Raw genomic sequence first — 25,796 nt, 5'->3', positions numbered from 1 at the left:
AGCCCTCCGGCCCCCATTTGAGCCAGCCGCTTACCGCTTCCGCACGAATTCGGTGCGCAGCACCAGGCCCTTGATGGCGTCGTGGCGGCAGTCGATCTCTTCAGGATTGTCCGTCAGCCGGATCGAACGGATCACCGTTCCCTGCTTCAGCGTCTGGTTGGCGCCCTTGACCTTCAGGTCCTTGATCAGCGTCACACTGTCGCCATCGGCCAGCACATTGCCGGCAGCGTCGCGCACTTCGGAAGCCTTGGCTGCCTCAGCCGCCAGCTCGGATTTCGGCCGCCAGTCGCCGGTTGCCTCGTCATAGATATAGTCGTCGTCATCCGCCGCCATGGGGCCGCCTTTCCGCACATGCTAAAGAACTGCCCCGGGGCTTACAATGCGCTCACGCCTCAAGGCAAGGGGCTTCGGGCGCCGGTCTGCGCAGCGGGCGGCGTTCTGGCCAATGGGCAACGTTCCGCCCAGCAGGCCTTGCGGGCGGGTCGGGAAGCAGGGCGCTCAGCGCCCGCCGCCGGCCACGATACGATCTCGCCCTTCGCTCTTGGCGCGATAGAGACAGGCATCGGCGGCGGCCACAAGGGCGACGGTCCAGGGGCCGGGAGTCTTGAGCGGAAAGGATGGGCGGGCGGAGGCGAGCCCCATGCTGGCGGTGACACAGCCGGCGGGCGCGCCCTCATGGGGGATCGCCAGCGCGTGCAGCGCGCCCCGCACCCTCTGCGCCCAGCGCAGGGCCTCGACCCCATCCACACCGGGCAGGATGCAGGCGAATTCCTCGCCACCATAGCGCGCGGCAAGGCCGCCGGCCGGGCGCAGCGTGTCTTCCACCGCGCCCGCCACGCGGCGCAGGCAATCATCGCCCGCCAGATGGCCATAGCGATCGTTGAAGGACTTGAAGTGGTCGACATCGAGCATGATCAGCGAGAGCGGCCGGCCCATGGCGTCGGCCTCCTCGACATACGCGGCCAGCCGCTCGTCGAAACAGCGCCGATTGGCGACCCCGGTCAGCCCGTCGGTCATGCTCATCTGGCGGATGCGTTCGGTGAGTGCGCGCCGCTCCGCCTCCGCGCGCCTGCGCTCGGTGATGTCGCGCACGATCGCGCAATTATATTTGACCCCGCGATAGGTCACCATCGTCGCCCGCACCTCCACGGGGATGACCGTTCCATCCTTGGCCCTGTTGGTGGTTTCGAGCATGACGGAACCGAGGCGGCCGAGTTCGTCCCAGTGCGCAGACCAGCGCGCGGCATCGACATCGGGGTCCATGTCACAGACCGTCCGGGTCGTCAGCTCCTCGGAGGAGTAGCCGAGCAGCTGCGTGGTCGCCTTGTTCACGAAGACATAACGGCCATCCTGATCGAGCCAGATGATCATGTCCGCCACGGCGTCGATGGAGAATTGCGCGAGAACGGGGTCCTTCAGCCTGCCGGACTGCAGGGGAATGATTGCGCCCTCCATGTCCGTGGCTTCAGCTGATTCCTGCACCCGCTGTCCTTGGCCCTCTTCCCGCACGCCGAGCAACCCTTCAAACCTTCAGTCTCCCGGATCATGACACGTCGCTGCAGCAAAATATGTTAAAGCATCCTGGAAAACGTCACAGACCAGGCCTTTTCATGACGCAGCGCGCGGGCCCCGGCGCAACAGGCCATCGGTGGCGGCCGGCCTCCGGATGTGTCACAGAGAGGCGCGGCCCTGCGCCGTGACGGGTGTGGCGCACCGGCCGATCCCTGCGACGACCTCCAATCCCCGGGAGAGACGATGGAAAGCGTCGGCATCGTTCTGATCTTGCTTCTGGCCGTGGTGGTCAGCAGCATGGTGGTCCGGCTCCTGCCGATCGGCCTGCCGGCGCCGCTGGTGCAGATCGCGCTCGGCGCGGCTCTGTCGAGCGTCACAGGCTCGACCATCACGCTCGATCCGGAGGTGTTCTTCCTCCTGTTCCTGCCGCCGCTCCTGTTTCTCGACGGCTGGCGGATTCCCAAGGAGGGGCTGTTCCGCGACAAGGGCGTGATCCTGGAGCTGGCGCTCGGGCTGGTGGTCTTCACCGTGATCGGCGTCGGCCTGTTCGTGCACTGGATGATCCCGGCCATGCCGCTTGCGGTCGCCTTCGCACTCGCGGCGATCCTGTCGCCGACGGACCCGATCGCCGTTTCGGCCATTGCCGCCCGCGTGCCCGTGCCCAAGCGGCTGATGCATATTCTGGAGGGCGAGTCGCTGCTCAACGACGCCTCCGGCCTCGTCTGCATGCGCTTTGCCGTGGCGGCGGCGCTCACCGGCAGCTTCTCGCTGGTGGAGGCTTTCGCCACCTTCCTCTGGCTGGCTCTCGGCGGCATCGCGCTCGGCTTCTGTGTCACCTGGGGCGTGATGGTTGCCAAGGATGCCGCCTCGCGCCGGCTCGGCGAGGAGGTGGGATCGCAGATCCTGATCAGCCTGCTGATCCCCTTTGCCGCCTATCTCCTGGCCGAGCATCTGGGCTGCTCGGGCATTCTGGCCGCCGTCTCCGCCGGCATCACCATGAGCTATGTCGAGCAGCGCGGCCAGGTGATGGCCGCCACGCGCGTGCGCCGCAGCATCGTCTGGGATACGGTGCAGTTCGCGCTGAACGGCATCATCTTCGTCATTCTCGGCGAACAATTGCCGTCGATCGTCGCCGGCGCCGCGCAGGTGGTGCGCGAGACCGGCCATCACGATCCGGTCTGGCTGATCCTCTATGTGCTGGCGATCAATCTGGCGCTGGCGCTGCTGCGGATCACCTGGGTCTGGCTGTCGCTGCGGCTGACGCTCTACCGCGCCGCGCGCCACGGGCAGGCGCCGCCGCGGCCGCACTGGCGCCTCGTGGTGGCCACCTCGCTGGCCGGCGTGCGCGGCGCCATCACGCTCGCCGGCATTCTCACCCTGCCGCTGCTGGGCGCCGATGGCGGCGCCTTCCCCGCACGCGATCTCGCCATTCTGCTAGCCGCCGGCGTCATCATCGTCTCGCTTCTGGCCGCCAGCATCGGCCTGCCGCCGCTTCTGCACAATCTGGAACTGCCGCCGGAAACCGAAAACGATCGCGCCGAAGATGCCGCGCGCATCGAGGCGGCCGAAGCCGCGCTGAAGGCGATCGCCGCGCTGCAGCAGGAAGCCGCCGAGCAGGAGAATGGCGAGGCCTATGCCGAGATCGGCGGGCGGCTGCAGGAGATCTACCGCCGGCGCATCGAAGGCCGGTCCAAGACCGGCAGCGAGGCCGAGGCGCTGCGCCGGATGGAGGCGGCGGAACGGCGCCTGCGGCTGGCGGCGATCAGGGCCGAGCGCGACGCCCTGTTTCGCGCCTCCCGCGCGCGCCGCCTGCCGGATGAGGTGGCCCGCAAGCTCATCCGCGAGGTCGATCTGGCCGAGGCGCGCTGGGGCGGGTGACCCCCGACCGGGATGGGCGAGATGAGAGCATCGGGCCGAGAAGCGGGAACCGGGTTTCTGGAAAAATCGACGCAAAAACAAATCCTTATAACATCGGACTGCGTGCGATTTTAAGCCCGATGTTCTGGGAGTCTCACTCCTCCGGGGCCAGGATCGCCAGCGCGGCCTCGGCGCTCGGCGCGGCGCGCAGGCCCCGCGCGGCATCGCTTTCGCGCAATCGGCGGGCGAGCGCCGAGAGCAGCGAAAGGCTCTGGCTGCGCTGGACCGGGGGCACAAGAACGAGGAAGACGAGATCCACCGGCTCGTCATCGACGGCGGCGAAATCCACCGGCCTGTCCAGCCGGACGAAGAGGCAGACGACCTTGTCCAGCCCTTCCACCATGGCATGCGGCACCGCCACGCCCTTGCCGACGCCGGTGGAGCCCAGCGCCTCGCGCGCGGAAAGCGCCGCGCGGATCGGCGTTGCCGCAAGCCCGCTGCGCTCGGCCGCCGCCTCCGCCAGCAGCGCGATCAGCGCCGACTTCGACGCCGCCTTGCGTCCGAGCAGGACATGGCCGGCCGGCAGATGGTCACGCAATATCATTCGCCTCTCTCCTTGCCGCCCGGCCATGCGGGACGCCGTTTCCCGAGATCGGGAGCCCGCCGGTAGAATTTTCCGCCGGCCAACCGCCGCAAACGCGGCTTTCCAAGCCACCCGCGGGCCGTCTGCGACGCGGTTGCGCCAGCCCGTCCAGCCGCCGCCCCTCGCCTTGCCTGCGCCTGTCTTTACCGCATTGTGTTGAGAAAGCGATGAAGCACCCTCTCGAAACCTGCGGCCCACAGGCCCAGATCGGCTGGGCCTCTCGACAACGGGCGCCTCCCGACGGCACGGGAGGGCGACAGCGGACCCCATCTCAGCCCGGCTCCACCAGCCGGTAGCCCACGCCGGTTTCCGTCAGGATATAGCGCGGCTGGTCCGGCGTCGCCTCGATCTTCTGGCGCAGCTGGCGCACATAGACGCGCAGATATTGCACGTCGGTCAGCCCGTCCCAGACCTGCTCCAAGAGGAAGCGATGGGTCAGCACCTTGCCGGCATGCTGCACGAGAATGCGCAGGATGTCATATTCCTTCGGCGAGAGCTTCACCTCGCGTTCGGCCACGCGCACGATCCGGCGGACCAGATCGACCTGGAGATCACCCGCCTGGAACAGGGGCTTCTCGCCCTGGCTCTGCAGCCGGTGGCGCAGCGCCACGCGCAGGCGCGCCGCCAGCTCGTTCATGCCGAAGGGCTTGGCGACGTAATCGTCGGCGCCCGTTTCCAGCGCCTCGACGATGCCCGCCTCGTCGGTGCGGCTGGAGAGGATGACGATCGGCACGGTCAGCCCCTCGCCGCGCCAGCGCTGCAGCAGCGCCTGTCCGGCCATGTCCGGCAGGCCGAGATCGAGCAGGATCAGGTCGGGGCTCTCGGCCGCCACCGCCTCGATCGCCGTCTTGCCGTTCATCGCCTCGAGAATCTGATAGCCCTGGGTCGACAGGCCCACGCGCAGCAGCTTGCGGATCGGCGGCTCGTCATCGACGACGAGGATGCGGATGGCGGGATGGGTCATGGCGTCTCTCCGGGGGCGGGCGACGGGGTATAGAGCATCGGACCGAAAGGTGGGAACCGGTTTTCGGAAAAATCCGATGCAAAAACAAAAATCTAGAGCATCGCACTGAGGACTGTTTTCAGTCCGATTCTCTAGGGCGGCGGGGTCGATGGTAGGGCGCGCTCCTCCACCGGCATGCGCAGGGTGAAGATGGCGCCCGGCCGGTCGGTGCGGTTGGCGGCGTGGATCGTTCCGCCCATGGCTTCCACGAAGCCGCGGCAGATGGCAAGGCCGAGACCGGTGCCGGCGCGCACCTGGTCGCCCTTGCGCACGCGGTAAAAGCTGTCGAAGATCCGCTCGATATCCTCCGGCGGAATGCCCGGCCCCTCATCCATCACGCTGAGAAACAGGCCCTGCGCATCCCGCCCGCCGCCCAGCGTGATCAGGCTGCCTTCGGGCGCATATTTCGCGGCATTGTCGATCAGGTTGAACAGCACCTGCTCGAACAGGACGGGATCGACCTTGAGCATCGGCAGGTCGACCGGCAGGGACACGGCCACCCTGTGTCCGGCGGCGATCTTGGCGGCGCGGGCGAGCGCGCTGCCGACGATATCGCCGGCAAAGTGAAGGGCATGGTTCGGCTCCATCGCGCCCGCGCCCAGCCGGGTCATGTCGAGCAGATTGGCGATGAAGCGGTTCAGCCGCTCGGCCTCGTCGATCACGGTGCCGAGAAGTTCGCCGCGCGACTCCGCATCGAGCTGCCCGTCGAAATCCTTCAGCGTGCCGGCCGAGCCGAGAATGGCGGCGAGCGGCGTCTTCAGATCATGCGAGATCGAGGTGAGCAGCGCGGTGCGCAGTCGGTCGGTCTCGGCCGCCAGCCGGGCCGTATCGACATCGGAGACCAGCTGGATGCGCTCGATGGCGAGCGCCGCCTGATCGGCCAGCGCGTCGAACAGCCGCTGATCGGCAGGGGTGAGCAAGGGGCCCTGGCGGTCGTCGTCGAGCCCGATCACGCCGATGGCCTTTCTCCCGGTGCGCAAGGGCATGTAGAGCCGCCGGGCGCCGGGAAGCGTGTCGGCGGCGCGCCCGGCCGGGCGGTCATGCTCCCAGGCCCAGTGCGCGGCGGCGATATCGGCGTCCGCCAGCGTGTCGTCGGGCGGATAGCCGGCCTTGACCGCGATGCTGTCGCCCTCCGGCAGCAGGATGACGACGCGCAGCTTCAGCATGGAGGCGATCTGGAAGGCGGTGGCCCAGAGCACGTCGTCGAGCGTGCCGGTGCCCGCGAGCTTGCGCGAGAAGAGGTAGAGATCCTCCGTGGTGCGCGCCCGTGCGCGCGCCGCCGCCGCCTGGCGCTGCACCGCCGCCGTCAGGTTGGAGGCCACCAGCGCCGTGCCGAGATAGAAGAACAGCGCCACCAGGCTTTCAGGATCGCGCACGGTGAAGGTGTAGCGCGGCTCCAGGAAGAAGAAGTTGAAGGACAGCGCGCCGGCCACCGAGGCACAGAGGGCCGGCCCCAGGCCGCCGGCGACCGCCGAGAGCAGCACGGCCATCAGAAAGCCGAGCGCCAGGTTCTGCACGTTCAGCACCTGATCGAGCAGCGCGCCGGCACCCACCGCGAGCCCGACGAAAACCAGGCTGATGAGATAGGGCAGGATGTGGAACGGCTCGGACGGCGCTGCCGTCTTCACCCCCCGGCGCGGCGGGCCCTCCTCCGCCTCGCCCGAGACCACATGCACGCTGATCCGCCCGGCGCGGCGCACCAGCTCCTCGGTGACCGAGGCGCCCCAGCCGAGCAGACCCAAGCGGGACCAGCCGGCGTGGGCGGGGCGGCCGACGATGATATGGGTGACGTTGCGCCCCTGCGCATAAGCCAGGATCTCGCGGGCCAGATGCACGCCCGGCAGAACGACGCTTTCGCCGCCCAGCTGCTCGGCCAGCCGCAGATTGGCCGCCAGCCGGTCCTTTTCCGCGTCGCTGCGCAGCACGGCCTGCGGCCGGTCCAGATGCAGCACCGTCCAGGGCGCGCGCAGCCGCTCGGCGATCCGCCGGGCGGTGCGCACCAGGCCGGCCCCCTCCGGCCCATGGCCAAGGCAGAGCAGCACCCGCTCGCCGGCCGGCCAGGGGCCGGAGATCGCATGGGCCTGCATATGGTGCAGCAGCTGGTCGTCCACCCGCTGCGCCGTGCGCCTGAGCGCCAGCTCGCGCAGCGCGGTGAGGTTGCCGGGCACGAAATAATTCTCGATCGCCCGGCGCGCCGTCTCCTCCTGATAGATCTTGCCGTCCTTCAGCCGCTTGATCAGGTCGTCGGGCGTGATGTCGACGATCTCGACATCGTCGGCCCGGTCGATGATCGTATCCGGCACGGTCTCGCGCACGCGCACGCGGGTGATCTGGGCGACGATGTCGTTCAGGCTCTCGATATGCTGAATGTTGAGCGTGGCATAGACGTCGATGCCGCGCGCCAGGATCTCCTCGACATCCATGTAGCGCTTGGGATGGCGGCTGCCGGTGGCATTGGTGTGGGCCAGCTCGTCCACCAGCACCAGCGACGGCCGCCGGCCGAGAATGGCGTCGAGATCCATCTCGGCGAGTGCCTGACCGTGATAGTCGCTGCCCCGGCGGGGCAGGATCTCGAAGCCCTCGAGCAGCGCCTGCGTCTCGCGCCGGCCGTGGGTCTCGACCACGCCGATCGCCACATCCACGCCATCGGCGCGGCGCGCGCGGCCCTCCATCAGCATTTCATAGGTCTTGCCGACACCGGGGGCGGCGCCGAGAAAGATCTTCAGCCGGCCCCGGCCCTCGCGCTCGGCGCGCGCCAGAAGCGCGTCCGGCGAAGGCCTGCCATCGGTGTCGCGGCGGTCGTCTGCCATGCTGCAAGCCTGTTCCTAGCCTCGGGGCATCGGGGCGATGCGCGAGGTCCCTGGTTTTCGCATCGAATAATCAGACCGCCGTTCCCGCTTTTCGGTCCGATGCGCCGATCAGCGCCAGAGCGGCTTGGGCCCCGCGATGAAGCGCCCTTCCCTGCCCGTCAGCAGCACGCCGGCGCGCGCCTGTCAAAAGCTTTCGCCGGCAGCCCCCATCGCAGGCCTGAAAAGGCGGGGCGCCTGCCCCGCCCCATCAGGAGCGCAGGGCGTCGAGCGCCATGTTCAGCGCCAGAACATTGACAACGGGCTCGCCCAGCACGCCCAGCTCGCGCGCCTCGATATGGCTGTCCACCAGCGCCCGCACCGCGGCCTCGTCCAGGCCACGGGCCCTGGCCACCCGCGCCACCTGCCAGTAGGCGGCCTGCGGCGTCAGATGCGGGTCGACCCCGCTGCCCGAGGCGGTGACGAGATCGGCGGGCACGTCGGCCGAGACCCCATCCGGATTGTCGGCCCGCGCGGCGGCGGTGGCCGCCGTCACCCGGTCGATCAGCGCCTTGCTGGTGGGGCCGAGATTGGAGCCCATGGAATTGGCGGCATTATAGGGCTGAGGAACGGATTTGCTCGCATCGGCCGGGTCGGCGCCCGTGGTGGCCGAGGGCCGGCCGTGGAAGTAGCGCGGGCTGGTGAAGGACTGGCCGATCAGGGCCGAGCCGATGACGGTTCCGTCCTTTTCGATCAGGCTGCCATTGGCCTGCGCGGGAAAGACCGCCTGGGCGATGCCGGTCATGGCGAGCGGGTAGACGAGACCGGTGATCGCCGCGGTGGCGAAGAGCAGGACGAGAGCGGGGCGAAGCTGTTTGAACATGGAAGCATTCCTTGAAAGAAGGGTCGACGGGCACGCGTGGAGAGCGCGCCCTTGCTGCGAAGCGCGCGGGACCGACCTCAGGCCAGGCCGATGGCGGTGACGAGGAGATCGATCGCCTTGATGCCGACGAAGGGCACGAGGATGCCGCCCAGGCCATAGATCAGGAGGTTGCGCGAGAGCAGCGCGCCGGCGCCCACGGGGCGGTAGGCAACCCCTTTGAGCGAGAGCGGGATCAGCGCGATGATGATCAGCGCGTTGAAGATGATGGCCGACAGGATGGCGCTTTGCGGTGTGGCCAGCCCCATGACGTTGAGCACGCCGAGCTGGGGATAGAAGGTCAGGAACATGGCCGGAATGATGGCAAAATATTTGGCGATGTCGTTGGCGATCGAGAAGGTCGTCAGCGCGCCGCGCGTCATCAGGAGCTGCTTGCCGATCTCGACGATCTCGATCAGCTTGGTCGGGTCGCTGTCGAGGTCCACCATGTTGCCGGCCTCGCGGGCGGCGACCGTGCCGGTGTTCATCGCCACGCCGACATCGGCCTGGGCCAGCGCCGGCGCGTCATTGGTGCCGTCGCCGCACATGGCCACCAGCTTGCCCTTGGCCTGTTCCTCGCGGATCAGCTCCAACTTGTTTTCCGGCGTCGCCTGGGCGAGGAAATCGTCCACGCCCGCCTCCGCCGCGATCGCCGCCGCCGTGATCGGATTGTCGCCGGTAATCATGACCGTGCGGATGCCCATGCGCCGCAGTTCGGCGAAGCGCTCGCGGATGCCGCCCTTGACGATGTCCTTCAGCGCGATGACGCCGAGCAGCCGCCCGTCGCGCGACACGGCCAGCGGCGTGCCGCCGGTCTTGGCGATCTCGTCGGCGATGGCGCGCAGCTCCTTGACCGCCGCGCCATCGGCCTGGCCGGCGACGGCCGCGAGCACCGCCTCCACCGCGCCCTTGCGGATGGACGAGCCCTCGAGATCGACGCCGCTCATGCGGGTCTGGGCGGTGAACGGCACGAAGATCGCCTTCAGGCTGGCCATGTCACGGGCGCGGATGGCGTATTTCTCCTTGGCCAGCACCACGACGGAGCGCCCCTCCGGCGTCTCGTCGGCCAGCGAGGCGAGCTGGGCGGCATCGGCCAGCGCCTGTTCCGTCACGCCCTTGAGCGGGCGGAAGCTGGTGGCCTGACGGTTGCCGAGCGTGATCGTACCGGTCTTGTCCAGCAGCAGCGTGTCGATGTCGCCGGCGGCTTCCACCGCGCGGCCGGACATGGCCAGCACGTTGAAGCGCACCAGGCGGTCCATGCCGGCAATGCCGATGGCCGAGAGCAGCGCGCCGATGGTGGTGGGGATCAGCGTGACGAACAGGGCCACCAGCACGATGACGGGAATGCTGCCGCCGGCATAGGCGGCAAAGCTCGGAATGGTGGCGGTGGCCAGAACGAAGATCAGCGTCATGCCGGCCAGCAGGATGTTGAGCGCGATCTCGTTCGGTGTCTTCTGCCGCTCGGCGCCTTCCACCAGCGAGATCATCCGGTCGAGGAAGGTGGCGCCGGCCGCCGCGGTGATGCGCACGCGGATCCAGTCGGACAGCACTTCCGTACCGCCTGTGACCGCCGAGCGGTCGCCACCGGATTCGCGGATGACGGGGGCGCTCTCGCCCGTGATCGCCGCTTCGTTGACCGAGGCCACGCCTTCGATCACCTCGCCGTCGGAGGGGATGATGTCGCCCGCCTCGACAAGAACGAGATCGCCCACCTTCAGGCTGGTGCCGGGCACGCGCTCATAATCGCGGCCGGTCGCCGATGTCAGCCGCTTGGCCTCGGTCTCGGTGCGGGCCTTGCGCAGCGAATCCGCCTGCGCCTTGCCGCGCCCTTCGGCGACCGCTTCGGCGAAATTGGCGAAGAGCACGGTGAACCAGAGCCAGAGATTGATCTGGAAGGAGAAGCCGAGATCCGGCCCGCCGCGCGCCAGATCGCGCAGGAAGAGAAGCGTGGTCAGAGCCGAGACGGTGGCGACCACGAACATGACGGGATTGCGGGCGAGCGTGCGCGGATCGAGCTTGCGGAAGGCCGCGCCCACGGCCGGCAGCAGGATGCGCCGGTCGAGAATGCTGACGGATTGTGCCTGGCTCATCAGAGACTCCAGCGGAATTTTTTCAAAGGCGACCGGATGCGGTCGCGGCAGGGGAAAGGGGTGAGACCGGCGCGCGGGAGGGCGCGCCTCGGCTTCATGTTCGTGAATGCAGGGGCATGGACGGCGCGGATCGTCCCCGCTCGAGGCAGGGAGACCCGCGCCTTTCGCCTCAGAAGGTCTCCCCGGCGACGGCGACCAGATGTTCCACCACGGGGCCCAGCGCCAAAGCGGGGAAGAAGGTGAGCCCGCCGACGATGACGATGGTGCCGACCAGCAGCCCGACGAAGAGCGGCCCGTCGGTGGGGAAGGTGCCGGCCGAGGCGGGCACGGTCTTCTTTGCCACCAGCGCGCCGGCAATGGCGAGTGCGGGCACGATCACCAGGAAGCGGCCCATCAGCATGCCGAGCCCCAGCGTGACGTTGTACCAGGGCGTGTTGCCCGAGAGCCCGCCGAAGGCCGAGCCGTTGTTGGCGGCTGCCGAGGTATAGGCATAGAGGATCTCGGAGAAGCCGTGCGGACCGGCGGTGCCGATAGAGGCGACGGCCGACGGCATCACGCTGGAGATCGCCACCAGGACCAGCATGGCGAGCGGCAGGCAGAGCACGGCCAGCACCGCCATCTTCATTTCCTTGGCCTCGATCTTCTTGCCGAGATATTCCGGCGTGCGGCCCACCATCAGCCCGGCCACGAAGACGGCGATGATGATGAACAGCACGATGCCATAGAAGCCCGCGCCGACGCCGCCGACGATCACCTCGCCGAGCTGCATGTTGATCAGCGGCACCAGGCCGCCGAGCGCGGTGAAGGAACCGAGCATGCCGTTGACCGCGCCGCAGGAGGCGGCCGTGGTGATGACGGCGAAGAGCGAGGACATGGCGATGCCGAAGCGCGCCTCCTTGCCTTCCATATTGCCGCCGGCCAGATGCAGCGACTGCAGGAGCGGATTGCCCGAAGCTTCCGCCGCATAGACCACGCCGACGCCGATCAGGAACAGGATGCCCATGGCCGAGAGGATCGCCCAGCCCTGGCGCGGATTGCCCACCATCCGGCCGAAGACATTGGTGAAGGCGGCGCCGATGGCGAAGATCGACACCATCTGCAACAGGTTCGACAGATTGTCCGGATTCTCGAAGGGATGGGCGGAATTGGCGTTGAAGAAGCCGCCGCCATTGGTGCCGAGCATCTTGATGGCGAGCTGCGAGGCGACGGGCCCGAGCGCAATGGTCTGCCTGGCGCCTTCCAGCGTGGTGGCCTCGATATAGGGCCCCAGCGTCTGCGGCACGCCGAGCGCGACATAGACGAGGGTCAGCACGATGCACAAGGGCAGCAGGATATGCAGCGTGGCGCGCAGCATATCGGTCCAGAAATTGCCGATCGCCCGGGCCGACGCCCGCGAGAAGCCACGGATCAGGCCGATGGCGATCGCCATGCCGGTGGCGGCGGACACGAAGTTCTGCACCGTCAGGCCCAGCATCTGCGTCAGATAAGAAAGCGTGCTCTCCCCGCCATAGTTCTGCCAGTTGGTGTTGGTGACGAAGCTCACTGCCGTGTTGAAGGAAAGCTCCGGCCCGACCGCGCCCATGCCGGCTGGATTATAGGGCAGCAGGCCCTGAAGCCGCAGCAGCGCATAGAGCAGGACGACGCCGAAGAGATTGAACAGGAGCAGCGAGACGGCATAGGCCGTCCAGTGCTGCTCCTCACGCGCGGCGGGGCCCGCCAGCGCCAGAAGCCCGCGCTCGATGGGCGAAAGGAGCGGCGAGAGAAGCGTGCGCTCGCCCGCGAAGACGCGCGTCATGTAGCCGCCGAGCGGCCTGACGAGCGCAAGAACGATCCCGCAGAAGATCAGGATCTGAAGCCAACCGTTGAGGGTCATGAAAGGTGCTTTCCCGGCCGGGGCGGCGCGTTCTCAAGCCATCGTCACCGCCAAGGCCGCGCCTTGGCGGGCGCGGGCCCTAGAAGCGCTCCGGACGAATGAGGGCATAGGTGAGATAGACGGTGAGGAAGACGGTGACGGCACCGCCGGCGAGATAATCGAGCAACATGGCGCTCTCCCGCTCACAGCCGGTCGCACAGATGCGTGTAGGCGAAACACAGGGCGAAGAAGGCGGCTGACGCGCCGAGAAGGAGGAAGTCCATCATGGGAAGAATCCTGTTGTGCGATGCGCCGTTGCCCCTGGGATCATGCGGATCCCGGCAACGGGTCGGACAGGATTATCGCGCGCGGCGCATAGGCGTTCGAGACGGGCGGCGCGGCAAAGAAATAGGAATCCCATAGGAATGGGCGGCGCTTCCCGCCGCGCGGGCGGGAAACGGAAGGGGCGACGAGAGCCGCCCGGATCAGGCGGCTGCCGTATCCGCCTGCGGGGCCGGCTGGCGCCGGCGCAAGCCGTCGAGCAGGAGGTAGATCACCGGTGTCGAATAGAGCGTCAGCAGCTGGCTGACGATCAGGCCGCCGACAATGGCGTAACCGAGCGGCTGGCGCAGCTCGGATCCGGCGCCATGGCCGATGGCGAGCGGAATGCCGCCGAGCAGCGCGGCCATGGTCGTCATCAGGATCGGGCGGAAGCGCATATGCGCGGCCTTGACGATCGCCTCCTCGCTGCTCATCCCCTCACGCTCCGCCTGGATGGCGAAATCGACCAGCATGATGCCGTTCTTCTTGACGATGCCGATCAGCAGGATCACGCCGATCATGCCGACGAGGCCGAAATCGAGCCCCGCCCAGTCGAGCGCCAGAAGCGCGCCGAGGCCGGCAGACGGCAGGGTCGACAGGATGGTCAAGGGATGGATCAGGCTTTCGTAGAGCACGCCGAGGATGAGATAGACCACGAAGAGCGAGGCGAGGATCAAGAGCGGCACGGTGGAGAGCGACTCCTGAAAGGCGCGGGCGCTGCCGGAAAAGCTCGTCTGCAGCGCGGCTGGCGGATGCAGCGCCGCCACCGTCGCCTCGATCGCCTTGGTCGCCTGCCCCAGCGCCACCGAGGGCGCCAGATTGAAGGAGACGGTGACGGCCGGCGACTGGCCCTGATGGGCGATCGAAACAGGCGAAACCCCGTCGGTCGACCATTTGGCCACCACCGACAGCGGCACCAGCGTGCCGCCCGAGGACCGCACGGAGAGCCGGTCCAGCGTGGCGATATCGCGCTGGAGATTGGGCAGCACCTCCAGCACCACATGGAACGTATCGGTCTGCGTGGAATAGGAGGCCACCTGGCGCTGGCCGAAGGCGTCGTACAGCGTCTCGTCGATGGTGGCCGGCAGCACGCCATAGAGGCTGGCGGCGGCACGGTCGATGCGGATGGCAAGGGTGGGCGCTTCCGCCTGCCGGTCGCTGCCGACATCGCGCAGCTCCGGCATGGCCTGTAGGGCCGCGGTGATCTTGCCGGACCAGGCGGCCAGTTCGCTGATATCGCCATCCTGCAGCGTATATTGATACTGCGTTTTCGCAGGGCGTGCGCCGATATTGATGTCCTGCGCCGACTGCATGAACAGCTGGATGCCCTGCTGCGCGTTAAGCGCCGTGCCCAGCCGGTCGATCACCTCCCGAGCGCTGGCGTCGCGCTCGCCGCGCGGCTTGAGCGTGATGTTGACATGGCCCTGGTTCATGGCATTGCCGCCATTGCCGCCGCCGATATCCATGAACACGCTGTAGACAGCAGGGTCTTTCAGGATGATGGCGCTGACCTTTTCCTGAAGCTTCGCCATCTCGCTATAGGAAATGTCCGGCGAGGCCTGGGAAAGCCCCGCGATGAAGCCGGTGTCCTGTTCGGGAAAGAAGCCCTTGGGGATGGTGACGAAGAGATAGGCCGTCAGCCCGATGGTGGCGAGGAAGATGGCGAGCGTCACGTAGCGATAACGGATTGCCGGCGTCAGGCTGCGGGCATAGAGCGAAAGCAGCCCGTCGAAGAAGGCCTCGCCCATCCGGTAGAGCCGGCCATGCGCCTCCTTTGGCACCACACGGATGAAGCGCGCGGCGAGCATTGGCGTCAGCGTCAGCGACACGAAGGCGGAGAGCGCGATGGCGACCGTCAAGGTCAGCGCGAACTCGCGGAACAGACGCCCGACAATGCCGCCCAGCAGCAGGATGGGGATCAGCACCGCGATCAGCGACAGGCTGATGGAGACGATGGTGAAGCCGATCTCGCCCGCGCCGCGCCGCGCGGCCTCCATCGGGGCCACGCCCTCCTCGATATGGCGGCTGATGTTCTCGAGCATGACGATGGCGTCGTCCACCACGAAGCCGACCGCCACCACCAGAGCCATCAGCGAGAGATTGTCGAGACTGAAGCCGAGCAGCCACATGGGCGCCAGCGCGCCCACCAGCGCGATCGGCAGGGTGACGGCCGGGATCAGCGTCGCCCTGACATTGCGCAGGAACAGGAAGATCACCAGCACCACCAGGCCGATGGTCAGCACGAGGGTGAACTGCACGTCCTCGACCGAAGCGCGGATCGTCGTGGTGCGGTCCGTCACCAGCTCCAGCTTGATCGAGGGCGGCAGCGCGGCCTGGAGCGCCGGCAGCTGGGCCTTGATGGCATTGACGACCTCGATGACATTGGCGCCCGGCTGGCGGAACACGTCGAGCGCAATGCCGCGCTGTCCGTTGGTCCAATGCGCCATCTTGGCGTCCTCGGCGCCGTCCACCGCCCGGCCGATATCGCGAATGCGCACCGGCCCGCCATTGCGATAGGCAATCACCGCATCGTTCCACTCGGCCGAAGAGGTAATCTGGTCGTTGGTGGTGATGGGAAAGGTGCGCGTCGGGTCGTCGATATTGCCCTTGGGCGCGCTGAGGCTCAAATAGCCGATGGCGGTGCGCACATCCTCCAGCGTCACGTCGGCCTGGGCCAACCGGCCGGGATCGACGGCGATGCGGATCGCCGGCTTCTGCTTGCCGCCGATATTGACATAGGCGACGCCGGAGACCTGTCCGATCCGGGTGGCGACGTTGCGCTCGATATATTCGTCGAGCTGCGGCAAGGTCAGGAGATCGGAGGTGGCCGAAAGCTGCATGACCGGCGCATCGGCCGGATTGACCTTATGCACGGTCGGCGCCGACGGCATGTCCTTGGGCAGCGAGCCCGAGGCCTCGCTGATCGCCGTCTGCACGTCGCTCGCCGCGGTCTGGATGTCCTGGTCCAGCGCGAACTGCACGGTGATGGAGGTGGTGCCGAGCGAGCTGTTGGAGGTCATTTCGGTGATGCCGCTGACGCGCGAGAGCGCCTGCTCGATCGGCTGGGCAACGCTTGCCGCCATGGTATCGGGCGAGGCGCCCGGCAGGCTCGCCTCGATCTGGATCGTCGGAAAATCGATCTGCGGCAGGGCCGAGACCGGCAGGAAGGGATAGCAGACCGCCCCGATGACGAAGATGCCGACCATGATCAGAAAGGTGGCGACGGGATGATCGATGAAGAAGGCGAAGAAGCCGGAAGTGCGCGCGCCCGAGAGCTTGTCCTGCGCCGTCGAGTTCATGGGGAGACCCCCGCTTGCGGCGCGCCCGCTGGCAGCTCGCCCTCCGGCGTGCCTTTCCAAGGGCTGACGCTGACGCGCGCGCCGTCACCGATGCGCGACTGGCCGTCCATCACCACCTGCTCGCCCGTCGCGATGCCTTTGGTCACCAGCGCCCGCGCATCCGTCACGAAGGCTGTGGTGACCGCGCGCTTCTCCACCCTGCCGTCCTTGACCACATAGGCGTAGAGACCGGCGGGGCTGCGTGCCAGCGCCTTGTCCGGCACGACCACGCCTGCGCGCCGCTCGACGGTCAGCCGTGTGGCCACGGGCAGGCCGGGCCACAGATTCTGCCCGGCATTGTCGAACTCCGCGCGCAGATGGATCGAACCATTATCGGCGTCCACCGCATTGTCCATGATCTTCAGCTCGCCCGTGGCAAGCCGGCGGGTGCCATCGGTGGTGGAAACCTCGACGGTGGCGATCCCTTCGCGCATGGCCTCGCGGATTTCGCCGAAGCGGTCGCCCGGCGCGACGAAGGACACGCCGATCGGGTTCATCTGGGTGATGGTGACGATGCCGGTGGAGGCGCTGGCGCTGATGACGCTGCCGGGATCGACCTGACGGAAGCCGGCGCGGCCGGTGAAGGGCGCGGTGACCGTAGCGAAACTCAGCTGCGTCTCGGCATTCTTGATGATGGCATCGTCATAATCGACGGCGGCGGAATATTGCTGCAGGGAGGCGCGCTTCTGGTCGAGCGTCGCGGCCGCGGCCACGCCCTTCTGCGCCAGCATCTCGTAGCGCTCGGCATCGGCTTGCGCATTCTTCAGCTGCGCCTCGTCCTGCGCGCGCTTGGCGCGGGTGGAATTCAGCTCGGAGCGCAGCTGGCTGTCGTCGAGCCGCAGCAGCACCGCGCCCTTCTCGACGATCTGCCCTTCCGAAAAAGGGACATCGAGCACGAGACCGTCGATGCGCGGGCGCACGGTCACCGACTGGAGCGGCGCCACCGTGCCGATGCCGTCGATCACCCGCGCAAGCGTCTCGTTCGTCGCGGCGATCGCGGTCACGGGAATGGCCGGGGGCTCGGCAGCCGTCTTGTTCTCCTCGTGGGCCGCAGCCAAAGGCGCAAGGCAGACAAAGCCCGAGAGAAATATCGGCCATCCCCGCGAGGATGACCTGTTGCGTGACACAAAGCCCATCAATCAATCTCCCGTGAGCGGCGAGAGAATGAATCTCACGTAATTTTGTTCCAAGGCATGAAAGAAAATTCTGAAATAGGGGCTGACGGTGTCCCCCGCGCGGTGCGCCGACCCGCCTCATCCAAGTGTCGACGAGAGACCCCTGGGACAGGCGGACCAGGCGACGTCAGCTGTCAGAAGGCGCCCAGCAGCCGGCGATATTCCGCCTCGGCCTGGCCGTAGATATCACCAGCGAAGGTTTCCAGCGCCGCGCGGTCGCGCATCAGGATCACGCCGCGCTCGGCGCGGATCCAGCCGCGCCCCTCCAGAATATGCAGCGCGGTGGTCACGCTTGGCCGGCGCACGGCCAGCATCAGCGCGATGAAGTCGTGGGTCAGGTGCATCGCCTCGCCCTCCAGCCGGTCATGGCACATCAAAAGCCAGCGGGCGAGGCGCTCCTCCACCGGCGCGCTGGCATTGGCGAGCGCGGTGAAGGAGACCTGCATGGCCAGGTGATGCGCCGCCCGCATCAGCCGCGCGGTCAGATGCGGGCAGGACGGCAGGACCTCGCGAAAGACATCGATCGGCAGGCGCCAACCATGGCCGGCGATCTGGGCGATCACCCGGTGCAGGCTCACCTGCGCGCCCGCCAGCGGCGCGACGGGGGTGAAGCCCTCGCGCCCGATCATGCCGGCTTCCGCCTTGCGGCCGCCGGGAGACACGGCAATGACCGAGGCCAGTCCCTGATCGGGAAAATAGACATGCTCGATCACCTCGCCCGCCTCGATGAAGACGAAGCCGCGCGGCAGATCCACATGTTCGAGATGGGGCTTGAGCAGGGCGCGCTCCTCTGCCGGCAGCGGCGCCAGCATCCGGTTGACAATTCCGGCACCCTCGTCCGGCCCGTCGAGATCGGCTGGCTTGAGCGGCAGGGCGGATATGGTCATGAACTCTCTCCTCGAAACGTCAAACACGCGACTGTCCGGCAGCGGACCGAGCGGCCGCATCGAGAGGAGAACTGGGCCAGAGCCGAAAGGATGCCAGAGAGCCGGAGAAAAGAGGGCAGAGAAAAGCGTCGGGAGAAAGCGGCCGGAGAAGGAAGACCATGCGCCGGCCGGCGTCTTGCGCCGGCCGGCATGTCCTTACGCTTTCAGATGCAGGCGGGGCGTGAAGAGCGGGCCGCGCGTGGCGCCCGCTGCCGCCTTGGCGGCGGCCAGCACCGCGAGGTCGATCAGCGGTTCGACGAGCACGACGCTCATATAGGCCGCACCGAAGGCGCCGACGCTGGCGAGATTCTCCGCGCTGAAGCCATGGCCGTAAAGCGCCCAGAAGGCGACCCAGCCGACGATGCCGCCCTGATAGGCGACCGACAGGGCAAGCGCCTGGCGATAGCGGAGGTCGACATAGGCGGTGCCCGCCGGCACGATGCGGGCGGCGAGCCGGTGGATGGCCCAGAGCGGCACCAGGAGCGTGGTGACGTTCATGCCATATTGCGGCAGGTCGAAGGGCGCGAAGAACAGGCCCTGGATCAGGAGCCCCAGCGCCAGGCCGATGGCCGCCGGCCCCGCGCCGAACAACAGGAGCAGCGTTGAGCCGAGGATCAGATGTACCTCGGAAACGCCGACCGGGTGATGCGGCAGCACCTCGAAGAAGCAGAAGACCAGCGCCGTCGTCGCCAGGCTGCGCAAGGCGAGCGGCACTGCGCCATCCCGCCGAACGGTTTGCCGGGCCATGCCGCCCGTCAGCACCAGGGCGCCCGCCGCCGTGGCATAGCTCAGAATGATCTTGGCGCCGTCCACGACGCCGGGTTCGATATGCATGAAAGTCCCTCCCCGCGCCCACCGCGCGGTTCATCGGCTGAAGAAAGGCATCAGCGCGGCCCCCGGCGATGCGCGGCAGGCCGAAAGGACGGGCCGCAGGCGACGAGACCGGCGCGTTCCGCCCGGCTTGTCGATGGCAGGTCTCCTGGCTTGCGGGTCAACACGGCATCCGCCTTCCCGGCGTCCTGTCCTTCCCGGTCGAAGCGGCAGCGCTTCGGCGTCGATAAGGCGACGCAAACCGAAAAAAGACGCCAGTGGCCGTCTGGATGTCGTTCACCGCTCACAGTTGCGGGGGCAGCTGCGGTTTCGGCCCCATCAGGGTCATCCTCACCGCATTCCCTTTTCATCCCGCGGCACGTCATGACCGCAGGAACCATCGGCCCTCAGCTAAGCGCAAGGCAGGGCGCGGCGCAAGAGGCGCCGGGTCGGGCGGACGCGGGTGGTTGTGGAAACGGTCCCTGTCGCGGGACCCCGTCGCTGCGGCGCGACGGATGCAATTTCGTTCCCGCCATTCCTCTACTTACGCGCTTCGCGGCGGTTTCTCTCCCGCCACCAGCCATTCTGCGCCGGACTATAGCCGAGCAGCAGGCCCTCGATCTCCTCGGCAGCCTCGCTCCAGGGGCGGGCTTCAGCGCGCAGCGCGCCAAGCACCGGCACGCGCCAGCCTTCGCCCGGCAGGTAATAGAACAGGTCGACCATCGTGATCGACCGGCCGTCAAAGGTCATCGTCCGCCCCTGCTCGACAAGGACGATCCGCCCTTGCGCGACGAAGGGCGCGAACCGCGCTCTGGTATCCGTGATGACCGCGCTGTCGGAAAGGTCCGAGAAGACGGCGAGCGGCTTGAGGCCATCAAGCATTAGGGGAAGCTCGAACCCTGTGTGGATGAGATAAGGCACATCCCGGAGGGGAGAATGCGCCTCGACCCGCACGCAATAGTCTTGCGGCCTCTGTTCGCAAACACCGAAGGCCGCGTCGAGAAGTGTGGCATGCTCGGCATAATCACAGGGCGCGAGGCAGCGGCGCTGGCGCAGATGCACGAGATCGTCGGGATAGCGCTCAAAGAGCGGATGCTCAGCGCCGATCCGCGTTTCGAGCACGGGCCGTTGCTCGTGCAGCTCGATCTTGATCAGGTAATACATCGCGCTTCCCAGTGGAATGAATTTGACATTTGATATCCACCTGCAGCGATCTTGAGGATCGTATGTCAAAATGCCCTTGGCGCGCGGGGGGGCGCCGCGCGACCACAGCGAAGCCATGGCAAGATGGCCGCGCCGGGGCAAGCGCGATAGGCTGCGTGGAAATATGTCGCATTGCGGCAGCGCGCATGGCTCTATAGGCGGGAGAGGAGCGGATCTGGAGAGGGCAATGGCGAAAGCGAGGGTCGACAGGTTTTCGACCAGATGCTGGCACCGTCTGGCGCTGCGCCTTGTGTGCGCGCTGGCGCTGATCTGCGTCGGGCTGTCCCATCGCGTTCCGGTCCTTGCGGGCGAGAGCCTTCAGGCGGCGTCCTCCATCCTGATCGCACCGGCGGAGCGCTTCGCCTATCTCCTGCCGGATGGCAGCCTGCCGCAGCTCTGCCATGAGACGGCCGCTTCCGCAGCCGGGCCGGCCGATGCCGGTCACGAGCAGGATGGTCGGCACGGCCCGTGGCATAATTCCGCTCGCTGCGACGCCTGCCGCCTCTGCGCGGCCATCCTGCTTCCCCCGCCACCCGATCTAATCGGCCAGCGCCTGCGTCCCGCGCTGGCGGCGCCGCTGCCGGCAATGACCGCGCTGCCCGAGATCCGGCGGATTCCGCGCGAAAGCCAGCCGCGCGCCCCGCCAGTACTGCCGGCCTGAGCGCAGGCCTCCGGCGGGCGACCCGGCACCCACACAAGCGAGCCGGAACGCGTGACCGAAGTGGCTGACCGGGACGCTCGACAGGACAGGCGCCCGCGCGCGGGCATGCCCGGCAGGCATCCTCCCGGCGCCGCCTGCAGCCAGGTCTGCCGATCGTCGCCCGGTCCTCTCCCGATCCTCTCCGGGGCCGCGGCCTGCCCGAGCCCGGCGAGCTCTCCCCTTACCCGCCAGACCTCTGCGGCTCATCCGCGGCATGGCTTGGCAGCAGGGCGCGGCAGAGGGCGCCGCTCGATCCCGTTCCATATTGGCCGGCGCAGGACATGCGCCGCCCTCCCGCCCTTCGATCTTGCTCCCTTTCGTCTCCAGAGGAGATTTCGCCATGACGCTGTCCAAAACCCTTCGCGCGGCCTTCACCGCACCCTCCCTGCCTTCGGCTGCCACCCTTGCGGCCCCTTGCGCTACGCTGATGCGCCGTCCCGTCCAGACCCTTGCTGTCGCCGGCGCGCTGCTCGTGGGCGTGAGCCTTGCCGCGCCGGCCTCGGCCGAGCCGCCGGTGACGCTCGGCGATCTGACGATCGAGCAGCCGGTGGCGCGCGCCATGCTGCCGGGGGCCAAGGTGGGCGGCGGCTATGTCACCATCGTCAACTGCGGCCAGACGGCCGACCGCCTCGTCTCCGCCGCCTCGCCCTTGGCCGGCAGCGTGCAGATCCATTCCATGACGATGGATGGCGGGGTGATGCAGATGCGCGAGATGAAGGAGGGCCTGGAGATCCCTGCCGGCGGCACGCTGGCGCTCAAGCCCGGCAGCTATCACCTGATGTTCGTCAACCCCAAGGCCCCCTTCAAGCAGGGCGATCACGTCAAGGCCAGCCTGACCTTCGAGAAGGCCGGGACGGCCGAGGTGGAGTTCCTGGTCGGCCCGGCGGCAGGCGCGCTGCCCGGCGCGGACGGCAAGACCATGGATCATAAAAGCATGGATCACGGGAGCATGGACCATGGGGCAATGAATCACGGGACGATGGATCACGGAGCGATGAACCATCAGGAGAACGGGCAATGACGCTCTCGCCGCTGGCAAAGCTGGCCGCCGCCGTCACCGCGCTGTTCGTGGCCGCGCTCGTGGGCGTGATGATCTGGGTCTCGGCCGACGATGTGCGCCCCGGCCGCTTCCAGGCACGCTTCGCGCTGGTCAATGATCGCGGCCAGCCCGTGGACGAGACGATCTTCCACCGCGCGCCCTCGCTCGTCTATTTCGGCTACACCCACTGCCCGGAGGTTTGCCCGACCACACTGTTTGAAATGGCGGACTGGCTCAACGCGCTTGGGCCTTCGGGCGAGAGCCTGCAGGCGCTGTTCTTCACCGTCGACCCTTCGCGCGACACGCCCGAAGTCATGAATGGCTATGTCAATGCCTTCACCGACCGCATCACCGGCATCACCGGCAGCGACGCCGAGATGAAGAAGGTGGTGGAGGGCTGGATGGTGCATGCCTCGCGGCTGCCGGGCGAGATCGACGATTACCACATGAGCCACACCACCGCGCTGCTGCTGATCGGCGCCGACGGGCGGCTGAAGGACATGATCGCCTATGGCAGCGACCGCGACGAGGCGCTGGAGAAGCTGCGCCGCCTGCTGCGGCAGTCCGGCGGCGCGACATCGCGCCCTGCCCCATCCGCCAGTGCCCCATCCGCCAGTGCCCCATCCGGCAGCGCGACATCCGGTCGCGCCGCACAGGCGGGCGGCNCCAGTGCCCCATCCGGCAGCGCGACATCCGGTCGCGCCGCACAGGCGGGCGGCGACGCCTGAGCGTCGACCGGGACCGCAGCGCTCCGGATTTCTCTCCTGCATCGGCTTTTTATAAGAGCTGATACCGGGGGGGGGGGGTCGGTCCGGCGCTTAAAGATGTCGGACCAGCAGGCGGAAGCCAATTGCGGGCAAATCCTGCCGGGAAACAAGAGAGTGGCTCATCGCGCCGCCGGCGGTCTGCGGCGCGATGGCTCCTTCATCGTCTGTCGGCGCTCGGCCGCGGCAAGGCCGGCGGCGCCCAAAGGGCACGGCGCGCATCCTGCGGATGAAAAACCCGCACTCCCCTCGAATGTGGCGGGTAAATGTAAGATTTTCTTCAGATAACTCGGTCCATTTATTGCGACGCAATAGGGAGGAATTGCGGTTTTTTTAATCGAGATCCTGACCCATGTTTTCCAGTATCCGCACCAAAACACTGCTTGTCCTCCTCTTCGGGCTGATGACGGCCCTGGCGCTCCTGCAGGGAAGCTTCGCGATCTATTCCGTCATGGGCCTTCGCGAGCGGACGAGCGATATGAGCTTCCGCATCGACAGGGCGCATCAGATGGCGGAATTGGACCGCCTGTTCGGCGATGTCAGGCGCGGCTATGCCCTGCTCGCCGGTGCAAAGACGGACGAGCAGCGCACCGCCATGCTTTACACGCTGCAGAAGAGCCGGGACGACCGTCGCAAGGCCTTTGACGCCTTCGGCGCCACGATCAAGACGCCGGAGATGCGTGAGAAATTCGGGCCCGCCGTGACCGCCATCGACGAGTATGAGCGTCTTGGCGCCCAGCTGATCAGCGCGGCGATGGCAGGCGACACCGATGGCGTACAGAAAAAGGTCAGCGAGATGATCGCCCAGGGCGGACGCGCCGTCTCGCTTTTCAGCGCCGTTCTGGCCGTAAACCGGAACAATGCGGAGGTCGTGAAGAACGAGGCCATGGGGATGGCCGACAACACGTTGATGCTCACCTCCGTGCTCAGCCTGATCGTTCTTCTCATCGGCCTTGGCGCGGCCATCTACTGCTTCCGCCGCATCGCCCGGCCGATCGCCGGCATTACCGCCGCCATGACGACGCTGTCGCAGGGTGATCTGGCGCAAGAGATCCCCTTCACCGGGCGCAAGGACGATATTGGCGACATGGCCAGGGCCGTCGGCGTGTTCCGCGACAATGCGCTGGAGCGGAGCCGGCTGGAGCGCGAGGCCGAGGCCAATCGCAGCCTGTCGGAACAGGAGCGGCTGGAGCGCGAGGCGCAGAAGGCCCGGGAGGCCGACGACTTGCAATTTGCCGTGCGCAATCTCGGCGCGGCGCTGGACAGGCTCGCCCACGGCGATGTCGGACAGCACCTGCCGGAGCCTTTCGTCGGTCAGCTCGACACGCTGCGCGTCAACTTCAACCAGTCGCTCGAACGGCTGCAGGGCGTGCTGCGCGCGGTCGGCGAGACTGCCAGCACGATCGACGCGGGCACACAGGAGATCAGGTCGGCCACGGACGACCTCTCGCGCCGCACCGAGCAGCAGGCGGCATCCGTGGAGGAAACGGCCGCGGCGCTGGAACAGCTGACCACCACGGTCAAGGAAGCGGCCACACGCGCCGGCAAGGTCAGCGCGCTGGTCGACCAGACCCGCGAGGGCGCCGAGCGCTCGGGCGATGTCGTGCGCCGGGCGGTGAGCGCCATGACCGAGATCGAGAAGTCCTCCGCCGAGATCAGCGAGATCATCACCGTGATCGACGAGATCGCCTTCCAGACCAACCTTCTGGCGCTGAATGCCGGGGTGGAGGCCGCGCGCGCCGGCGAAGCCGGCAAGGGCTTCGCCGTTGTGGCGCAGGAGGTGCGCGAGCTTGCCCAGCGCTCGGCCAACGCCGCCAAGGAGATCAAGGGGCGCATCACCCGTTCCGGCGATCAGGTGCGCAATGGCGTGGCGCTCGTCGGCGAGACCGGCGCGGCGCTGGAAACGATCGTCACCGAGGTGCAGGAGATCAACCGCAACATCGCCGCCATCGTCTCCTCCACGCGCGAGCAGTCGGTCGGCCTGTCGGAGATCAACTCGGCCATCGCCCAGGTGGATCAGGGCACGCAGCAGAATGCCTCGATGGTGGAACAGACCACGGCGGCCACCCATGGCCTGGCCGGCCAGGCTGCGGCGCTGAACGAGCTGCTCGGCCAGTTCCAGCTCGGCGAGGATCGCGCCCCCCGCGCCGCCACCGAACGCACGCCGCCTGCCGCCTCGCCGGCCCGCACCCTGCACGGCCGCCTCGCCTCCGCCTTCGCCGGCAATGCGGCCCGGGCGCTGCCTCAGGAAAGCTGGGAATCCTTCTGAGCAGACGATCGCCTTGACGCAAACATCGGGGACGCAAACATCAGGCTGATCCCCTTTTCAGCCCCGTGATCCCTCAGTGATCCAGGACGCCCGCGGCCTCCCAGCCGCGGGCTTTTTGCCGCCATGGCGCGGGACTCGGCCATACCGGGCTTCCCCCTGCGATGCCGGAACATCGGCCGGAAATGATCCCCGGTCCGATATGGTTGTCTCTTCATCGGATTTTTCCAAAGACACGATTCGGCATTCCCGTGCGATGCTCCGGCCGGACCCGAAGCGGTGATACGGTTTCCGGTTGATCAGACCGGAAACCGTATTCCGTCCATCGAAAATCTGGCCTGCCGGCCAGAGATTTTCGTTGGTTCTTGTTTCCGGTTCGCGAAGCGATCAGCCGGAAACCGTTTGACAGGCCGGGCGAGCGGGAGAGACCTGAGCCGACGTTCGGTGCAGCACGCTCCGCCGCGCCGTCCCGCGCCCTTCTTCAGAGAAGGCTGTGAAATGGCACGAAAGCGAAAAAAATAGTCGGCTTGGCGCAATGAACCTGTGAAATGAAAGGATACGATCGAGTAACTAAGCCGAACGAGAAGTCGCG

General features: G+C 67.4%; 19 protein-coding genes and 1 riboswitch. Of the genes, 5 read left to right on the top strand and 14 right to left on the bottom strand.

Annotated elements, in window-relative coordinates:
* Positions 1 to 30: 30 nt before the first annotated feature.
* Together BJF92_RS10200 and BJF92_RS10195 are read right to left on the bottom strand one after the other, a co-directional pair.
* Positions 31 to 333 (bottom strand): alkylphosphonate utilization protein, encoded by a 303-nt coding sequence (locus BJF92_RS10200; protein WP_075634647.1) that lies wholly within the window; start codon positions 331 to 333, stop codon positions 31 to 33.
* A gap of 165 nt (positions 334 to 498) precedes the next feature.
* Entirely contained in the window at positions 499 to 1,482 is a 984-nt protein-coding gene (locus tag BJF92_RS10195) for a GGDEF domain-containing protein (protein ID WP_245294718.1), read from the bottom strand.
* A 273-nt stretch (positions 1,483 to 1,755) separates the two neighbouring features.
* On the opposite strand from BJF92_RS10195, the gene BJF92_RS10190 reads away from it, so the two are divergent.
* Positions 1,756 to 3,390, top strand: coding sequence for a Na+/H+ antiporter (locus BJF92_RS10190; protein ID WP_075634645.1), 1,635 nt, complete (start codon positions 1,756 to 1,758; stop codon positions 3,388 to 3,390).
* A 133-nt stretch (positions 3,391 to 3,523) separates the two neighbouring features.
* Here the strand turns inward: BJF92_RS10190 and BJF92_RS10185 are convergent, their stop codons facing one another.
* From BJF92_RS10185 to BJF92_RS10130, 12 genes are all read right to left on the bottom strand, one after another.
* Positions 3,524 to 3,973, bottom strand: coding sequence for a PTS sugar transporter subunit IIA (locus tag BJF92_RS10185; protein ID WP_075634644.1), 450 nt, complete (start codon positions 3,971 to 3,973; stop codon positions 3,524 to 3,526).
* 310 nt (positions 3,974 to 4,283) lie between these two features.
* Positions 4,284 to 4,976, bottom strand: coding sequence for a response regulator transcription factor (locus BJF92_RS10180; RefSeq protein WP_075634643.1), 693 nt, complete (start codon positions 4,974 to 4,976; stop codon positions 4,284 to 4,286).
* A 131-nt stretch (positions 4,977 to 5,107) separates the two neighbouring features.
* On the bottom strand, positions 5,108 to 7,825 hold the full coding sequence (locus BJF92_RS10175) for a sensor histidine kinase (protein WP_075634642.1): 2,718 nt from the start codon (positions 7,823 to 7,825) through the stop codon (positions 5,108 to 5,110).
* A gap of 247 nt (positions 7,826 to 8,072) precedes the next feature.
* Positions 8,073 to 8,684 (bottom strand): K(+)-transporting ATPase subunit C, encoded by a 612-nt coding sequence (locus BJF92_RS10170; protein WP_075634641.1) that lies wholly within the window; start codon positions 8,682 to 8,684, stop codon positions 8,073 to 8,075.
* Between the two features lie 77 nt (positions 8,685 to 8,761).
* Entirely contained in the window at positions 8,762 to 10,810 is a 2,049-nt protein-coding gene (kdpB, locus tag BJF92_RS10165) for a potassium-transporting ATPase subunit KdpB (RefSeq protein WP_075634640.1), read from the bottom strand.
* 169 nt (positions 10,811 to 10,979) lie between these two features.
* On the bottom strand, positions 10,980 to 12,683 hold the full coding sequence (kdpA, locus tag BJF92_RS10160; protein ID WP_075634639.1) for a potassium-transporting ATPase subunit KdpA: 1,704 nt from the start codon (positions 12,681 to 12,683) through the stop codon (positions 10,980 to 10,982).
* 79 nt (positions 12,684 to 12,762) lie between these two features.
* Positions 12,763 to 12,852 (bottom strand): K(+)-transporting ATPase subunit F, encoded by a 90-nt coding sequence (kdpF, locus tag BJF92_RS10155; protein ID WP_075634638.1) that lies wholly within the window; start codon positions 12,850 to 12,852, stop codon positions 12,763 to 12,765.
* Positions 12,853 to 13,147: 295 nt separating this feature from the next.
* The gene (locus BJF92_RS10150; protein ID WP_075634637.1) at positions 13,148 to 16,282 is read right to left on the bottom strand and encodes an efflux RND transporter permease subunit; all 3,135 of its coding nucleotides are present in this window, start codon (positions 16,280 to 16,282) and stop codon (positions 13,148 to 13,150) included.
* Positions 16,279 to 17,457, bottom strand: a complete 1,179-nt coding sequence (locus tag BJF92_RS10145; protein ID WP_078057967.1) for an efflux RND transporter periplasmic adaptor subunit — start codon at positions 17,455 to 17,457, stop codon at positions 16,279 to 16,281. Before BJF92_RS10145 ends, BJF92_RS10150 begins: the two co-directional genes overlap by 4 nt.
* 173 nt (positions 17,458 to 17,630) lie before the next feature.
* Positions 17,631 to 18,383 carry a Crp/Fnr family transcriptional regulator gene (locus BJF92_RS10140; RefSeq protein ID WP_078057966.1) on the bottom strand — a complete coding sequence of 251 codons (753 nt, stop codon included), beginning with the start codon at positions 18,381 to 18,383 and terminating at the stop codon, positions 17,631 to 17,633.
* 195 nt (positions 18,384 to 18,578) lie between these two features.
* On the bottom strand, positions 18,579 to 19,256 hold the full coding sequence (locus tag BJF92_RS10135) for an energy-coupling factor ABC transporter permease (RefSeq protein WP_075634636.1): 678 nt from the start codon (positions 19,254 to 19,256) through the stop codon (positions 18,579 to 18,581).
* A 118-nt stretch (positions 19,257 to 19,374) separates the two neighbouring features.
* Positions 19,375 to 19,649: riboswitch (cobalamin riboswitch) on the bottom strand.
* Positions 19,650 to 19,772: 123 nt separating this feature from the next.
* A complete protein-coding gene (locus tag BJF92_RS10130; protein ID WP_078057965.1) occupies positions 19,773 to 20,396 on the bottom strand; it encodes a hypothetical protein in 624 nt (207 codons plus the stop codon).
* Between the two features lie 226 nt (positions 20,397 to 20,622).
* Here BJF92_RS10130 and BJF92_RS10125 point away from each other — a divergent pair, with 226 nt between their 5' ends.
* From BJF92_RS10125 to BJF92_RS10110, 4 genes are all read left to right on the top strand, one after another.
* A complete protein-coding gene (locus BJF92_RS10125) occupies positions 20,623 to 21,096 on the top strand; it encodes a DUF2946 family protein (RefSeq protein WP_075634635.1) in 474 nt (157 codons plus the stop codon).
* 379 nt (positions 21,097 to 21,475) lie between these two features.
* Positions 21,476 to 22,156 (top strand): copper chaperone PCu(A)C, encoded by a 681-nt coding sequence (locus tag BJF92_RS10120; protein ID WP_245294717.1) that lies wholly within the window; start codon positions 21,476 to 21,478, stop codon positions 22,154 to 22,156.
* Positions 22,153 to 22,902: an SCO family protein gene (locus BJF92_RS10115; protein ID WP_075634634.1), complete on the top strand. Its 750-nt coding sequence runs from the start codon at positions 22,153 to 22,155 to the stop codon at positions 22,900 to 22,902. The genes BJF92_RS10120 and BJF92_RS10115 overlap by 4 nt, the downstream gene beginning before the upstream one ends.
* A gap of 388 nt (positions 22,903 to 23,290) precedes the next feature.
* Positions 23,291 to 25,207 carry a HAMP domain-containing methyl-accepting chemotaxis protein gene (locus BJF92_RS10110; protein WP_075634633.1) on the top strand — a complete coding sequence of 639 codons (1,917 nt, stop codon included), beginning with the start codon at positions 23,291 to 23,293 and terminating at the stop codon, positions 25,205 to 25,207.
* Positions 25,208 to 25,796 lie beyond the last annotated feature (589 nt).

This window comes from Xaviernesmea rhizosphaerae, assembly GCF_001938945.1.
Classification (GTDB): domain Bacteria; phylum Pseudomonadota; class Alphaproteobacteria; order Rhizobiales; family Rhizobiaceae; genus Xaviernesmea; species Xaviernesmea rhizosphaerae.
The sequence above is the reverse complement of the archived record's forward strand: the minus strand, read 5'-3'. Positions and strand labels throughout refer to the sequence as shown.

Bases quoted from the DNA above. Each gene is read 5' to 3' on its own strand.
- BJF92_RS10200 (WP_075634647.1), bottom strand. From the start codon at position 333: ATGGCGGCGGATGACGACGACTATATCTATGACGAGGCAACCGGCGAC.
- BJF92_RS10190 (WP_075634645.1), top strand. From the start codon at position 1,756: ATGGAAAGCGTCGGCATCGTTCTGATCTTGCTTCTGGCCGTGGTGGTC.
- BJF92_RS10185 (WP_075634644.1), bottom strand. From the start codon at position 3,973: ATGATATTGCGTGACCATCTGCCGGCCGGCCATGTCCTGCTCGGACGC.
- BJF92_RS10180 (WP_075634643.1), bottom strand. From the start codon at position 4,976: ATGACCCATCCCGCCATCCGCATCCTCGTCGTCGATGACGAGCCGCCG.
- BJF92_RS10175 (WP_075634642.1), bottom strand. From the start codon at position 7,825: ATGGCAGACGACCGCCGCGACACCGATGGCAGGCCTTCGCCGGACGCG.
- BJF92_RS10170 (WP_075634641.1), bottom strand. From the start codon at position 8,684: ATGTTCAAACAGCTTCGCCCCGCTCTCGTCCTGCTCTTCGCCACCGCG.
- kdpB (WP_075634640.1), bottom strand. From the start codon at position 10,810: ATGAGCCAGGCACAATCCGTCAGCATTCTCGACCGGCGCATCCTGCTG.
- kdpA (WP_075634639.1), bottom strand. From the start codon at position 12,683: ATGACCCTCAACGGTTGGCTTCAGATCCTGATCTTCTGCGGGATCGTT.
- kdpF (WP_075634638.1), bottom strand. From the start codon at position 12,852: ATGTTGCTCGATTATCTCGCCGGCGGTGCCGTCACCGTCTTCCTCACC.
- BJF92_RS10150 (WP_075634637.1), bottom strand. From the start codon at position 16,282: ATGAACTCGACGGCGCAGGACAAGCTCTCGGGCGCGCGCACTTCCGGC.
- BJF92_RS10145 (WP_078057967.1), bottom strand. From the start codon at position 17,457: ATGGGCTTTGTGTCACGCAACAGGTCATCCTCGCGGGGATGGCCGATA.
- BJF92_RS10140 (WP_078057966.1), bottom strand. From the start codon at position 18,383: ATGACCATATCCGCCCTGCCGCTCAAGCCAGCCGATCTCGACGGGCCG.
- BJF92_RS10135 (WP_075634636.1), bottom strand. From the start codon at position 19,256: ATGCATATCGAACCCGGCGTCGTGGACGGCGCCAAGATCATTCTGAGC.
- BJF92_RS10130 (WP_078057965.1), bottom strand. From the start codon at position 20,396: ATGTATTACCTGATCAAGATCGAGCTGCACGAGCAACGGCCCGTGCTC.
- BJF92_RS10125 (WP_075634635.1), top strand. From the start codon at position 20,623: ATGGCGAAAGCGAGGGTCGACAGGTTTTCGACCAGATGCTGGCACCGT.
- BJF92_RS10120 (WP_245294717.1), top strand. From the start codon at position 21,476: ATGACGCTGTCCAAAACCCTTCGCGCGGCCTTCACCGCACCCTCCCTG.
- BJF92_RS10110 (WP_075634633.1), top strand. From the start codon at position 23,291: ATGTTTTCCAGTATCCGCACCAAAACACTGCTTGTCCTCCTCTTCGGG.